Here is a 14,233-nt window from a genome sequence, read left to right on the forward strand (position 1 = left end):
CGCTGGCTTGCCGCCGTTCGTCACTCCGCTGCGGGTAAGTCGGCGACGTCTTGGGTGCTCCGGCACTTAATGAGCGCCTTGTTCACGTAGACGGTGCCAATGCCGTCACACGCCTGGCCGCCAGCGAACCCAAACGCCGCAAGCCAGCGCGTCGGTCTTCCGCAATGCGCTCAATCTATGTGTCATTGCAGCGCACGTCAGCGCCATCAAAATCATCGCTCGATAGAAAAACTAACTAAAAATTGTGTACAAAACACAGAATTTCGTATTTATCACACATTTTTTGTGTATCGAAACACAACTTTTGCATGCCCGCACACTCCGTTGTGCATCCATCCCTCCAAAAATCTCTTTGACAAACACTCTTAAGATATATATCTTAAGACATGTTTTAAGACACTCACGTGATAAGGAGGCCCCATGAGCCACCATCCCCATTTTTGTCATACCGGCCGTCAAGGCCATGCACCGCGCGACGCGCGCGCCTTCTTCAACGGCCCGCACGCCGCCATGCACGCCTGGCGCGCCATGCGTCACGCCATGGGCCGCCATCGCGGCGGCGAAGGCCCCGGCGACTTCGGCGATCGCTTCGGCGAAGGTTTTGGCCGCGGCTTCGGCGGTTTCGGCGACGGCGACGGTTTCGGCCGTGGCCGCAAGTTCACGTCCGAAGACCTGCAACTCATGCTGCTCGTGCTGCTCGCCGAGCGCCCGAGCCACGGCTACGAACTCATCAAGGCGCTCGACGCGCGCTCGAACGGTTTCTACAGCCCGAGCCCCGGCATGGTCTATCCGGCCCTCACGTACCTGGAAGAGCTCGGCTATGTGAGCGTGGCGCTGGAAGGCAACCGCAAGCGCTACGAACTGTCGTCCGAAGGCCGCGCGCACCTCGAAGCCAATCGCGAACGCGCCGACCTGATCCTCGCCAAGCTCACGCACTTCGGCCGCAAGATGGAAGTCATGCGCCGCGCGATGGCCGGCGAAGACCCCGCCGAAGGCACAGGTTGGGTGCGCGAGCTGATCGAGGCGCGCCGCGCGCTCAAGCGCGCGCTCCTGCGCCGCACCGACGTTGCGCCCGAGGAGCAGCGCCGCATCGCCGCGATCCTCGCGCGCGCCACCCAGGAAATCGAAAACGGCAGCGAGAACGGCGACGCGTAAATCCGCCTCTCTTCCTCGCGAGCCTCGCGGCGGCCCACGCCGCGCCACCCCAACACCGGAGCCATCCATGCAGAATCCGTCCCAACTCGAAGTTGTCCGTGTCCGTCACCCGTTGAAGTTCCGGCTGTTGCGCGTGGCGCGCGTCGAGGCGCTCTCGCCCGCGCTCGTGCGCGTGACGCTCACGGGCGATCTCGGCGATTTCGTCTCGGGTTCGTTCGACGATCACGTCAAGGTGTTCTTCCCGGCCGCCGGCGAAGAAAAGCCAGTACTGCCAAGCTTTGGGCCTGACGGCATCGTGTTCCCGGAAGGCGTGGAGCGCCCCGCGGCACGCGACTACACGCCGCGCCGCTTCGACACGCAGGCCAACGAACTCGACATCGAATTCGCGCTGCACGAAGCCGGCCCGGCCACCGCGTGGGCGGCGCAGGCGCAGCCCGGCCAGTATCTCGGCGTGGGCGGCCCGCGCGGCTCGATGGTGATTCCCACGGGCTACGACTGGCATTTGCTGATCGGCGACGAAACGGCGCTGCCGGCCATCCAGCGGCGCCTCGGCGAACTGCCGGCCGGCGCGCGCGTGGCCGTGGTCGTCGAAGTGGCGAACCGCGACGCACGCATCGAATTGCCGACCGAAGCCGATCTGTACGCCACCTGGTGCTATCGCGAGGAAAGCGAATCGGCGCAGCCGCTCGTGGACGCCGTGTCCGAAGTCTGGCTGCCGCCCGGCGACGGCTACGTCTGGGCCGCGGGCGAAGCCTCGGCGATACGCGCGGTGCGCGCTCACCTGTGCAACGAGCGCGGCGTGGACAAGAAGCGTATTCGCGCCTCCGCTTACTGGCGGCGCGGAACCCAGGCGGCCCACGAAACGATTGACGACTGATCGAACACGAATCGCCCCTTCCTGGGCGCGGCATGACTGCCGCGCCCTTTAACGTTTGGCGCTACGCCTTTTACATGACCACGACTCTCACACCGCTGCGCGAACGCACCCTGCTCTGGCTGCTCGCGCTCACACAGTTCACCGTCATCATGGACTTCATGGTGATGATGCCGCTCGGCCCGCAGATCATGCACGCGTTTGCGATCACGCCCGCGGCATTCGCCACGGCCGTCTCGGCATATTCGCTCTGCTCGGGTTTATCAGGACTCCTTGCGGCGACGTATATCGACCGCTTCGACCGCCGCCGCCTGCTACAGGTCGCCTATGCGCTCTTCGCGCTGTCGAATCTTGCCTGCGCGCTCGCCACGAACTTTCATCTGCTGCTCGCCGCGCGCGCGTTCGCGGGTCTCACCGGCGGCGTGCTCGGCTCGATCGTGATGGCCATCGTGAGCGACGTGATTCCCGCCGCACGGCGCGGCGCGGCCACGGGCATCATCATGACCGCGTTCTCGATCGCGGCCATCGCGGGCGTGCCGGCCGGCGTGCTGCTCGGCGCGCATTTCAGCTGGAGCGCGCCTTTCCTGCTCCTCGTCGTGCTCTCCGTGGCGATCTGGCTCGCAGGCTCGCGCGTCGTGCCGTCGCTCACGGAGCATCTCGGCCAGCGCACGCCGCTCGGCGAAGTGCTGCCGAGCCTCTGGCGGCTGCTCACGCTGCCGCGCCATCTGAAGGCCTTCGCACTGACCTTTACGATGATGGCCGGGCACATGCTCGTGATTCCGTTCATCGCGCCGATGCTGGTCGGCAATCACGGCATCGCGCCGCAACAGCTTTCGTGGCTCTACATGGCCGGGGGCGCGGCGACGTTCATGACCTCGCGCGCGGTGGGCCGCCTCGCGGACCGCTACGGCAAGCGCCGCGTGTTCCGCGTGATGGCGCTCGTCTCGCTCGCACCGGTGCTGTTCGTCACGCACCTGCCCGCGCTGCCTTTCGTTGCGCTCGTGGCGTTCTTCGCCGTATTCATGATCGCGATGTCGGGCCGCATGGTGCCGATGCAGGCGCTGCTCACCACGATTCCCGAGCCCGCGCGGCGCGGCGCGTTTCTGAGCGCCAACAGCGCGGTGCAGGCGCTCGGCACGGGCATTGGCGCGTGGCTGGGCGGCCAGTGGCTCACGAATGGGCCGAATGGCGCGATCCTGGGCTTTGGGCACAATGGCTGGATTGCCGCGGCGCTCACGTGCGCGGCGGTGCTGTGGGTCTCGCGAGTGCGAGGCGCTTCGGAAGAGGCGTCGATTGACGCTGCCACACCTGCGGGCACGGCGCCGGTGGCCGTGAAACCCTGAGCGGCGTGTTGAGGGTCGCGCATTGGCGCGCCATAAAAGAAAACCGGTTCGCAGGCGCCGCGCGCCTCATGAGCGCGCCACGCACCGCGAACCGGTCGTGCTTCAGGTAGAAAGCGGATGAAACCGCGGGGCTCGCCCCGCGTGAAGCGCGGGACCCGACCGGCCGATCGGGTCTTCGCGCTTCGTCGCTCGATCGCTCCACGAGGGAGCGACCAGGCAATGCTTAGAAGCGGTGACGCAGACCCACCGTAGCGGCGACCTGGTTCTGCGAGGTCGACGGCGACAGCGTGTTGATCATGGCAACGTTCGCGCCGGCATCGCCGAGTTCGCCCGAAGCGTGCTGGTACACAGCGCCGGCGTAGACGTCGGTGCGCTTCGACAGCGAGTAGTCAGCCGTCAGCGAAACCGTGTGCCACTTCGGATCACCCGAACCGTTCGAACCCGTGACCTTGCCGTCCGTGAACGTGTACGACGCGTTCAGGGCGAGAGCCGGGGTCAGTGCGTATGCGCCGTTCAGCTCGAAGTTGTCCAGGTGCAGGTTCGTGCCCGACGGGATCGAGAACGTCGTGCCGCCCTGGCCGCCAGCGATCAGGTTTTCGTACTGCGTGTGCGTCCACACGAAGCCGACCGTTGCCGGGCCGTAGTTGTAGTTCACGCCTGCGCCGAACGTGCGTTGCGTTTCAGCCGACAGGTTGAAGTTGTTGCCGTTCGATGCCGAGTTCGCGCCGTTGCTGTTGCCGCTGCGCGTGTTGTTCATTTGCAGGTAGGCAGCCGCGAAGTTCAGCGGGCCGTTGCCGTACGAAGCGCCTGCGCTCCATGCACGGTTGTTGGCGAACTGGCCAGCGTCGTTGCTGAAGCCGTACATGCCGCCGAACTTGAAGCCCTGATAGTTGACGCTCTGGTACTTCACCGCGTTCTTGATCGAGAACGAGTGGTCGAGGTTGTCGTTGTCGAACGGGTGAGCGGCGAGGTTGTTGCCGTAGCCCGAGCCGGCTTCCGAGATCGGGCCGAGGTAGTCGACCATCGAGTCATACTGGCGGCCGAGCGTCAGCGTACCGAAGCGGTCGCTTTGCAGACCGACGAACGCTTGACGGTTGAACATCGTGCCGCTTTCGGTGTCCTTGCCGTTGTTCAGGTTGAAGCCGTTTTCCAACGTGAAGATCGCGTGCAGACCGCCGCCCAAGTCTTCGCTGCCCTTCAGGCCGAAGTACGTGTCGCCGACAGCGCCGCTACCCTGGTTCCATGCGGCGTGACCGCCTGCATTGTTCGCGTAGACGATACCCGCATCCAGCGCGCCGTAGAGAGTAACGCTGCTTTGTGCGTGAGCCGAGGCTGCGAATGCGCCGAGGACGCCCGCGATAATCAAAGTATTCTTCATGACTTTCCTTAATGACATTCAGACCGCGCAGAAGCGGCGCCGGGTATTGGCACCACCCCGCAATCTCGGCCGAAGTCTACGTGGCAAAGGCATTAAAGCGCCGTGCCAGCGGCTGTAACAGATATTTGCGAAATCTGGAAATATCGGGATTAAATCGCGTAAGTGTTTGTCGCGTAGGGGAAATACGGGGTAACACGCCGTTCCTTCCGAATACGACGTGTGGCAATCATGCGACGCCCGGATAGCGCATCGAATCGATTATTGTGAAAAGTGGGATTAATTGCGGGAGATTTCCCGCATTAAGTCGCTGCAAATCGATGAAACTTTTCTGCAACTGCTCCGGTCGAAACGCGGCCTGCCGCGAAAATCGCCCGTAAATCGGGCAATCGCCGGTGGACGCATTATTGATTTACCCTGCGATTATGCTCGTATTGCAGCCAGTTTCTTATTGCGGTTACTACCAGCAAAGCGGTTACGCCCGAACCGCCAGCGCCTGGCGGCGACCTCGCCCGGCGCGCCTGAGGGGCCTGGCGCGCGCATCCGTTAAAATCACGGAACGCGCGCTTTCGCAGCGCCAGAAATACCCGCATCGACGCCACTTCTACCGAACGGCCGCGTCGCCCTCACCCGTCCGGCGCGAGACCCCGTCATGACAAACAAAGCCACTCCTACGCAAGCCCAGCCCTTCAGCGCACTGCCGCTCGCGCCCGCCATGCTCGAGAACCTCACGCGCCTCGGCTACGTCGAGATGACGCCGATCCAGGCGGCGAGCCTGCCCATCGCTTTCGCGGGGCACGACCTGATCGCCCAGGCCAAGACCGGCAGCGGCAAGACCGCCGCGTTCTCGCTCGCGCTGCTCTCGCGCCTCGACGCGCGCCGCCAGGACGTGCAGGCCATGATCCTCTGCCCCACGCGCGAACTGGCCGACCAGGTCACGCAGGAAATCCGCCGCCTCGCGCGCGCCGAAGAAAACATCAAGGTGCTCACGCTGTGCGGCGGCACGCCCATGCGTCCGCAGGCCGCGAGCCTCGAACACGGCGCGCACATCGTGGTGGGCACACCGGGCCGCATCATGGATCACCTGGAGCGCGGCAATCTCGCGCTCGGCGCGCTCAACACGCTCGTGCTCGACGAAGCCGACCGCATGCTCGACATGGGCTTCTTCGACGACATCGCAACCGTGGTGCGCCAGTGCCCCAAGGAACGCCAGACGCTGCTCTTTTCGGCGACCTACCCCGAAGGCATTACGAAGCTGAGCCAGCAGTTCCTTCGCAATCCGAAGGAAGTCAAGCTCGAAGAGCATCACGACGACAGCAAGATCCGCCAGCGCTTCTATGAAGTGACGGAAGACGAGCGCCTGCACGCCGTGGGCATGCTGCTCAACCACTACCGCCCCGTGAGCACGCTTGCGTTCTGCAACACCAAGCAGCAATGCCGCGACCTGCTCGACGTGCTGCGCGCGCAAGGCTTTCACGCGCTCGCGCTGCATGGCGAGCTCGACCAGCGCGAGCGCGACCAGGTGCTGATCCAGTTCGCCAACCGCAGTTGCTCGGTGCTCGTGGCGACCGACGTGGCCGCGCGCGGCCTCGACATCGCGCAGCTTGAAGCCGTGATCAACGTGGACGTCACGCCCGACCCCGAGGTGTACGTGCACCGCATCGGCCGCACGGGCCGCGCCGACCAGGACGGCTGGGCGCTCAGCCTCGCGAGCATGGACGAAATGGGGCGCGTGGGCGGCATCGAGCAGGCGCTCAAGCGCGAAGTCGAATGGAGCCCGCTCGCCGGGCTCAAGCCCGCCAGCAACGAACCGCTGCTGCCGCCCATGGAAACCGTGCAGATCCTGGGCGGGCGCAAGGAAAAGATCCGCCCCGGCGACGTGCTGGGGGCGCTCACCGGCGAAGCGGGCTTCAGCGGCTCGCAGATCGGCAAGATCAACGTGACCGACTTCTCGACCTATGTGGCCGTGGAGCGCAGCGTCGCACGCGACGCGCTGCGCAAGCTCAACGCGGGCAAGGTCAAGGGCAAGAAGGTCAAGGCCCGCTTGATGGACGAATGATGGACGAATAAGCCGTCCGGCGCGCACGCCGCTTGCGCATCATGCCGTGCCGCGCCACCGCTCAACCGAATCAGGAAAGCCATGAAACAACCGCTCAGAATCGATTTCGTCTCCGATATTGCGTGCCCGTGGTGCGCAATCGGCCTCTCGTCGCTCAATCTCGCGCTCGAACGACTGCGCGACGAGGTCGACGTGCAACTCGTCGTGCATCCCTTCGAACTCAATCCGCAAATGGGTCCGGGCGGCGAGTCCGTGGTCGACTATCTCGGCAAGAAATACGGCCGCACGCCCGAGCAGATCGCCGAGACGCAGGCGATGATCCGCGAGCGCGGCGCGAGCGTCGGCTTCACGTTCGGCGCGCGCGAGCGCGTCTACAACACCTTCGACGCCCATCGCCTGCTGCACTGGGCCGGCATCGAGGGCAAGCAGGTGCCGCTCAAGCTCGCGTTGCTGCGCGCCTATCACGGCGAGGGCAAGGACACGAGCGACCACGCGGTGCTCGTGGCGGCGGCGCAGTCCGTGGGGCTCGACGCGGCGCAGGCGCGCGAGGTGCTGGAAAGCGGCCGCTACGCCGACGAGGTGCGCGCCGAGGAGCAGCAATACCAGGCGGCCGGCATCCAGTCGGTCCCGGCGATCATCTTCAAAGAGCAGTATCTGGTGAGCGGCGGCCAGCCCGTCGAAACCTTCGAAAACGCCATCCGCCAGATCCTGGCCGAAGCCTGAGCGCTGCGGGCAGGATCGCGCTGTGGCCCGCTTCATTCACGGCTTCAGAGGCGACTTCCGAGGCGGCTTCATGGCCGCATTCACAACCTGACATGCGCCCCGATCGGGCGCCCGGCGCATCAAGTATGCCGGGCGCCCCCTCGCGGGCGTGTAAACTAGCGGGTTTTTTCAGGTGAAAAAGTGCTAGCCCCGCAACGCCTGGCGTTGAGCGGCCCGACGCTCGTTCGCTTACTCGCCGGCCTTGGCGGCGCCGAGGTGCCCGAATCCCGGCTGTCGATCGCGGACCAGTTGAGCCAGTGGCTCGGCTGGACGGACGCGATCGCGCTTTCGACTGCGCTCAGCGCGCAGGCGCCGGCCGCGCGCGCCGCTGCCGCGCCGCTGGGCGCGAGCGCCGAGCAAAGCCAGAGCGAGCGCGTGCGCGCGGCGCTAACGAAGGCCATCACCGGCGACGGCGCGTCCGCCCGGCGCGATGGCCGGCGCGCGCCGATCGCGCACGCTGCCGCCGCGCAGACGCCGACTGATGTGGAGCCCGATTTCGCGGATTTCCGCCAGCGCTACCTCGCGCTACAGCAGGCGATGGAGACGGATATCGGCGCGCTGCGCATACGCTTGCGCGCGGCGCTGGCCGCCCGCACGCCCGCGCTCGCGCGCCTCGCGACGGTGGACGCCGTCATGGAGCAGGCGCTGGGCGCGCGCGAGCGCAGCCTGCTCGCAGGCGTGCCCGCGCTGCTCGGCGCGCACTTCGCGCGACTGCGCGCGGCGGCCACGGCCCAGGCCGCGCAAGCCGCCGGAGCAGCCGAAGGCGCAGAACGAGCCGAGGCGACCGCTGAAAACGCCGCGCCTTCCGCGCCGCACACGTGGCTTCCGAGCTTTCGCAAGGATATGCAGAGCGTGCTGCTCGCCGAACTTGAGATCCGGTTTCAACCGGTGGAGGGGCTGCTTGCCGCCCTTCGCACCCGCTAACCCCAATGCTATGTCCCGCGCTATGTCCCGTTTTCGCATTGAACCTGTAATTTTCGTCGTGGGTCTCGCGGCCGTGTGCTGGATCGGCGCCGGTTATCTGGGCTCGAATCTGCTTGCGCTCGCCGTCACGCTGCTGATCGGCGCGTGTTATGTGACGGGCGTGTGGGAGCTCTATCGCTTCCGGCAGGCCACCAGCACGCTCGCCCAGGCCGTCGCAAAACTCGACGCGCCGCCGGGGCGCCTCGGCGTCTGGCTCGACACGCTGCATCCCGGCCTGCGCAACCCCGTGCGTGCGCGCGTGGAAGGCGAGCGCGTCGGCCTGCCCGGCCCCGCGCTCGCGCCCTACCTCACCGGCCTGCTCGTGCTGCTCGGCATGCTCGGCACGCTGCTCGGCATGGTCGTCACGCTCAAGGGCACGGGTGCGGCACTGGAAAGCGCCACCGACCTCGACGCGATCCGCGCCTCGCTCGCCGCGCCGGTGAACGGCCTGGGCTTCGCGTTCGGCACCTCGATCGCGGGCGTGGCCACGTCCGCGATGCTCGGCCTGCTCTCCGCGCTGTGCCGCCGCGAACGCATCGAAGCGGCGCAGCAACTCGACGTGAAGATCGCTACGACGCTGCGCGGCTTCTCGCTGGCCCATCAGCGCGACGAATCGTTCAAGCTGCTGCAACGCCAGGCCGAGGCCATGCCCGCGCTGGTGGACAAACTCGGCGCGCTGATGACGCTGATCGAGCGCCAGGGCCTCGCGCAGCACGAGCAGCAGCTCGCGAGCCAGCAGGCGTTCGCTGCCAACGCCGAAGCCGCGTGGAGCCGCCTCGCGGCTTCCGTCGGCCAGTCGCTCAGGGAAAGCGCCGCCGAAAGCGCGCGCGCCGCGGGCGCGGCGTTGCAGCCGGTCGTCGAAACGACGATGGCGGGCCTCGCGCGCGAATCGGCCTCGATGCAAGGCACGCTCACGCAGGCGGTGCAGCGTCAGCTCGACGGGCTCACGAGCGGGTTCGAGGCGTCGACCGCCAGCGTGGCCGAGATCTGGGGCCGCGCGCTCGCACAGCACAAGCAGACCAACGAAGCGCTCGCGGCCGACCTGGGCGGCGCACTGGAGCGCTTCAACGCAAGTTTCGAGCAACGATCGTCGGGACTGCTGGATGGCGTGTCGGCGCGCTTCGAGACGGCTTCGGGCGCGATGTCGCAAGCATGGCAAGCGGCGCTCACGCAACAGGAACACACAGGCGAAAAGCTCTCGGCCGACAACCGGCAGGCGCTCGCCGCGGCGGCCGCTACGTTCGAGCAGCATTCGGCTTCGCTGCTGCGCGCCGTGGATGCGTCGCATACGGACTTGCAGAAGGAACTGGGCGCGCGAGACGAAGCGCGGCTCGCGAACTGGGCCGAGGCGCTCGCCGCGATGGCGGCCGGGTTGCGCACCGAGTGGGAAGCAAGCAGCGCGAATACGGCGCAGCGACAGCAGGAAATCTGCGCGACGCTTGCACAAACCGCGAGCGATATCGCCGCTCAGTCGCAGCAACACTCGAGCAAGACGATTGCCGAAATCGATCGCCTGGTCGATGCCGCCTCGGAAGCCCCGAAGGCCGCCGCCAACCTGCATTCGGAAATCGCTGCGCGCGACGAGCAACGCCTCGAAACGTGGACCGCATCGCTTGCGACCCTGGCCTCCGGGCTGCGTAAAGAGTGGGAAGAAACGAGCGCAGGCACGGCGCAACGTCAGCAGGAAATCTGCGCGACGCTCGCACAAACCGCGAACGATATCGCTGCGCAATCGCAGCAACACTCGAGCAAGACGATTGCCGAAATCGATCGTCTGGTCGAAGCCGCCTCGGAAGCCCCGAAGGCCGCCGCCAACCTGCATTCGGAAATCGCCGCGCGCGACGAGCAACGCCTCGAAACGTGGACCGCGTCGCTTGCGACCCTGGCCACTGGGCTGCGTAAAGAGTGGGAAGAAACGAGCGCAGCCACGGCGCAACGTCAGCAGGAAATCTGCGCGACGCTCGCACAAACCGCGAACGATATCGCCGCTCAATCGCAGCAACACTCGAGCAAGACGATTGCCGAAATCGATCGCCTGGTCGAAGCCGCCTCGGAAGCCCCGAAGGCCGCCGCGAACCTGCATTCGGAAATCGCCGCGCGCGACGAACAGCGCCTCGAATCGTGGACCGCATCGCTTGCGACCCTGGCCTCCGGGCTACGTAAAGAGTGGGAAGAAACGAGCGCAGCCACGGCGCAACGTCAGCAGGAAATCTGCGCGACGCTCGCACAAACCGCGAACGATATCGCCGCTCAGTCGCAGCAGCATGCAACGAACACGATCGCAGAAATCGATCGCCTCGTAGAAGCCGCTTCGGAAGCGCCGAAAGCCGCCGCCAATCTGCACTCGGAGATCGCCGCACGCGACGAACAGCGCCTCGAAACGTGGACCGCATCGCTTGCCGCGATGTCCGCGGCGCTGCGCAAAGAGTGGGAAGAGACGAGCGCCGCCGCCGCGCAACGCCAGCGGGAAATCTGCGAAACCCTCTCGCAGACGGCCAGCGACATCACCACGCAATCGCAGGCCCACAACGCCAGCACTATCGCCGAAATCGCCCGCCTCGTGCAGGCCGCGTCGGTGGCGCCGCAAGCCGCGGCCGAAGTCATCGCCGAGTTGCGCCAGAAGCTCTCGGACAGCATGGTCCGCGACACCGCGATGCTCGACGAGCGCAACCGCCTGCTCGGCACGCTCGAAACCCTGCTCGACGCCGTGAACCGCGCCTCCACCGAGCAGCGCTCGGCGATCGACGCGCTCGTTTCCACGTCGTCGGATCTGCTTGTGCGCGTGGGCGGCCAGTTCAGCGCGAACGTCGAAGCCGAAACGGGCAAGCTCGGCGCGCTCGCCGCGCAGGTGAGCAGCAGCGCCGTGGAAGTGGCGAGCCTTGGCGACGCGTTCGGCGCGGCCGTCACCGTGTTCGGCGAATCGAACGACAAGCTCGTGGCGCATCTGGAGCGTATCGAGAGCGCGCTCGACAAGTCGCTCGCGCGCAGCGACGACCAGCTCGCCTACTACGTGGCGCAGGCGCGCGAGGTCATCGACCTGAGCATGCTGTCGCAGAAGCAGATCGTCGAGAACCTGCAACAGCTCGCCGGCCAGCGCGCCGCTGCCGGAGTCGACGCGGCATGAACGACGAAATCGACGGCGGCGCGGCCCCCGCCGCGCCCGTGTGGCCCGCGTTCGCCGACCTGATGTCGGTCCTGCTGGGCGCGTTCCTGCTGATTCTCGTCGGCGTGGTCGGCATGCAGCTCGAACTGTCGAGCCGGCTCGCGAACGAGGTCAAGCAGCGCAAGGCCGAAACGGAACGCCGCAAGACGCTTGAAGAAGCGCTCGCGGGCCCGCTCGCGGCGGGGCGCGTGACGCTCGTGAACGGGCGCATCGGCATTAGCGGCAGCGTGCTGTTCGCGCTGAATTCGGACCAGTTGACGCCGCAGGGCCGCGAACTGCTCAAGAGCCTGGCCGGACCGCTCACGGCGTATCTGAAAAGCCGCGACGAAATCCTCATGGTGAGCGGATTCGCCGACGATCAGCAGGTGCATGCGGGCAACCGCCGCTTCGCGGACAACTGGGAACTGTCGGCCGAGCGCGCGCTCACGGTCACGCGCTCGTTCATCGACGCGGGCGTACCGGCGAAGTCGGTATTCGCGGCCGCGTTCGGCTCCGAGCAGCCGGTGAGCGCGAACAGCGACGAAGCGGGCCGCGCGAAGAACCGCCGCGTGGAGATCGCGCCGGTGCCGCGCCCGACCGTTGGCGAGAGCAAGCATGGCGAATGACGCCGGCCCGCGTCTCGCGCCGGCCGAGCGCGAGGCACCCGACGCTGCGGACGTGAGCGCCCTGCTCGACGCCTGGCGCGCACGCGGCGCCGACCGGCTCGATCCGGTGCGTTTCCACTTGATCGAGGCGCTGGAGCGCCGCCGTGCCGCGCATGCGGGCGAAGCGCGGCGCCTCATCGATGCGCGTCTCGCGCAACGGCTCGACGCGTTTGCCCGCGACCTTGCGCGCGATGTGACGCCGGTATTCGGCGACGAAGCGCGTCGCAGCGCGCTTGGCAGCCTTGTCGATTCGATCCCGCGCGCGGAGCCTGTGCACACCCCGTCACGCGTGAGGCATGAACCGGACCCGGAGCTGGTCGACTATTTCCGGAAAACCTGGTCGCGCGTGCGCACCGAAAAGCAATTGCGCCAGTCGCTGGACCAGGTGCCCAGAAACGCCGGGCCGCTCAATTCGAGCAGCCTCGTGCATCGCGCGCTTTCGCTCATGCGCGAGGTGTCGCCGGGGTATCTCCAGCACTTCCTCGCGTATGCCGATGCGCTTTCGTGGGTCGAGCAGTTGAATGCGAGCGTTGGAACGACGGCGCCGGTGAAGGAAGCGCCGAAGGCGGCGGGCGGGAAGAAAGGGACGCGCGGAAAGGGGCGATAGGCGCTGCGGGGCCTTGATCGACGACCACGAACGCGCGGTCGCCGACGAACCCCCGCCCCTCACCCCGCCTGACGCCTTTCCCGCACCGCCTGCGCCAGAGCGTCGAGCACCGGCTCCGTCTGCGCCCAGCTAATGCACGCGTCGGTAATCGACACGCCGCGCTTGAGCGGCACGCCGGGCTTCAGGTCCTGGCGGCCTTCTTCGAGATGGCTCTCGATCATCACGCCCACAATGCGCTTGTCGCCGCCCGCCAGTTGCTCGCCGATATCGCGCGCCACGTCGATCTGGCGCTGATGCGCCTTGTTCGAATTCGCATGCGAGCAGTCGATCATGACCTGCTCGCGCAGCCCGGCCTTTGCCAGCGACGCGCAGCACGCCGCCACGGAAGCCGCGTCGTAGTTCGGCCCGCTCTTGCCGCCGCGCAGGATCACGTGGCAGTCGTCGTTGCCGCGCGTTTCGAAAATCGCGGCCATGCCCATCTTCGTCATGCCCATGAACGCGTGGCTCGCGCGCGCCGCGACAATGGCGTCGGCGGCCACCTGCACGCCGCCGTCGGTGCCGTTCTTGAAGCCGATCGGGCACGACAGGCCCGAAGCGAGTTGCCGATGGCTCTGGCTTTCGGTCGTGCGCGCGCCGATCGCGCCCCACGCCACGAGGTCGGCGATGTATTGCGGGCTCAGCAAGTCGAGGAATTCGGTGCCCGTGGGCAGGCCGAGCGCGTTGATGTCGAGCAGCAACTGACGCGCCGCGCGCAAGCCTTCGTTGATACGGAAGCTGCCGTCCAGACGCGGGTCGTTGATATAGCCCTTCCAGCCCACCGTCGTGCGCGGCTTCTCGAAGTACACGCGCATGACGATCAGCAGATCGTCCCTGATTGTGTCGGCCTTCGCCTTGAGGAGCTTCGCGTATTCGATCGCCTGATCGTGGTCGTGAATCGAGCACGGGCCCACCACCACCACCAGCCGGTCGTCGCGCTGTGCGAGCACCTCGGCAATCTCGCCGCGGCTCGATTCGACGAGCGATTGCGTTTCCTGCGGCGTCGGCAGTTCGTCGAGCAGCAGCGCGGGCGAGATGAGCGGTCGCACGGCGCCAATGCGCACGTCGTCGATGCGGGTCGTGTCCTGGGTGGCGTCGGCCACGCCGACTTCCTGGTCGTGCTGCGGATTGTCGATACGGCTCAAGATGTTCTCCGTCTGCGCATTTGACACGCGCACCATGCATGTGTGGGGGATGAATGCGCGATTATCGCATCCGGCGGCGGCGCGCCAAACAAAACGAGGCGGCCCGA

11 protein-coding genes are annotated in these 14,233 nt (G+C 66.6%); 9 read left to right on the forward strand and 2 right to left on the reverse strand.

What is annotated here, in order from left to right:
- The first annotated feature begins 420 nt into the window (after nucleotides 1-420).
- From C7401_RS00800 to C7401_RS00810, 3 genes are all read left to right on the forward strand, one after another.
- Entirely contained in the window at nucleotides 421-1,155 is a 735-nt protein-coding gene (locus C7401_RS00800) for a PadR family transcriptional regulator (protein WP_112169310.1), read from the forward strand.
- 67 nt (nucleotides 1,156-1,222) lie between these two features.
- Nucleotides 1,223-2,032 (forward strand): siderophore-interacting protein, encoded by an 810-nt coding sequence (locus C7401_RS00805; protein ID WP_112169312.1) that lies wholly within the window; start codon nucleotides 1,223-1,225, stop codon nucleotides 2,030-2,032.
- Nucleotides 2,033-2,106: 74 nt separating this feature from the next.
- Entirely contained in the window at nucleotides 2,107-3,372 is a 1,266-nt protein-coding gene (locus C7401_RS00810; protein ID WP_112169773.1) for an MFS transporter, read from the forward strand.
- 223 nt (nucleotides 3,373-3,595) lie between these two features.
- On the opposite strand, the gene C7401_RS00815 is transcribed toward C7401_RS00810, so the two are convergent.
- A complete protein-coding gene (locus tag C7401_RS00815; protein ID WP_112169314.1) occupies nucleotides 3,596-4,750 on the reverse strand; it encodes a porin in 1,155 nt (384 codons plus the stop codon).
- Nucleotides 4,751-5,399: 649 nt separating this feature from the next.
- Here C7401_RS00815 and dbpA point away from each other — a divergent pair.
- The 6 genes from dbpA to C7401_RS00845 all read left to right on the forward strand — a co-directional run bounded on the left by dbpA (nucleotide 5,400) and on the right by C7401_RS00845 (nucleotide 12,945).
- Nucleotides 5,400-6,806 (forward strand): ATP-dependent RNA helicase DbpA, encoded by a 1,407-nt coding sequence (gene dbpA / locus C7401_RS00820; RefSeq protein WP_112169316.1) that lies wholly within the window; start codon nucleotides 5,400-5,402, stop codon nucleotides 6,804-6,806.
- An 81-nt stretch (nucleotides 6,807-6,887) separates the two neighbouring features.
- The gene (locus C7401_RS00825) at nucleotides 6,888-7,529 is read left to right on the forward strand and encodes a DsbA family oxidoreductase (protein WP_112169318.1); all 642 of its coding nucleotides are present in this window, start codon (nucleotides 6,888-6,890) and stop codon (nucleotides 7,527-7,529) included.
- A 180-nt stretch (nucleotides 7,530-7,709) separates the two neighbouring features.
- Nucleotides 7,710-8,492 (forward strand): DUF3348 domain-containing protein, encoded by a 783-nt coding sequence (locus C7401_RS00830; RefSeq protein ID WP_112169320.1) that lies wholly within the window; start codon nucleotides 7,710-7,712, stop codon nucleotides 8,490-8,492.
- A gap of 22 nt (nucleotides 8,493-8,514) precedes the next feature.
- Nucleotides 8,515-11,655, forward strand: a complete 3,141-nt coding sequence (locus tag C7401_RS00835) for a DUF802 domain-containing protein (protein ID WP_112169322.1) — start codon at nucleotides 8,515-8,517, stop codon at nucleotides 11,653-11,655.
- Nucleotides 11,652-12,299, forward strand: coding sequence for an OmpA family protein (locus C7401_RS00840; protein ID WP_112169324.1), 648 nt, complete (start codon nucleotides 11,652-11,654; stop codon nucleotides 12,297-12,299). The genes C7401_RS00835 and C7401_RS00840 overlap by 4 nt, the downstream gene beginning before the upstream one ends.
- On the forward strand, nucleotides 12,289-12,945 hold the full coding sequence (locus C7401_RS00845) for a DUF2894 domain-containing protein (protein WP_112169326.1): 657 nt from the start codon (nucleotides 12,289-12,291) through the stop codon (nucleotides 12,943-12,945). The genes C7401_RS00840 and C7401_RS00845 overlap by 11 nt, the downstream gene beginning before the upstream one ends.
- 59 nt (nucleotides 12,946-13,004) lie before the next feature.
- Here the strand turns inward: C7401_RS00845 and C7401_RS00850 are convergent, their stop codons facing one another.
- Entirely contained in the window at nucleotides 13,005-14,126 is a 1,122-nt protein-coding gene (locus tag C7401_RS00850) for a 3-deoxy-7-phosphoheptulonate synthase (RefSeq protein WP_112169774.1), read from the reverse strand.
- Between the last annotated feature and the right edge of the window lie 107 nt (nucleotides 14,127-14,233).

This window comes from Paraburkholderia unamae (genome assembly GCF_003268775.1).
GTDB lineage: Bacteria > Pseudomonadota > Gammaproteobacteria > Burkholderiales > Burkholderiaceae > Paraburkholderia > Paraburkholderia unamae.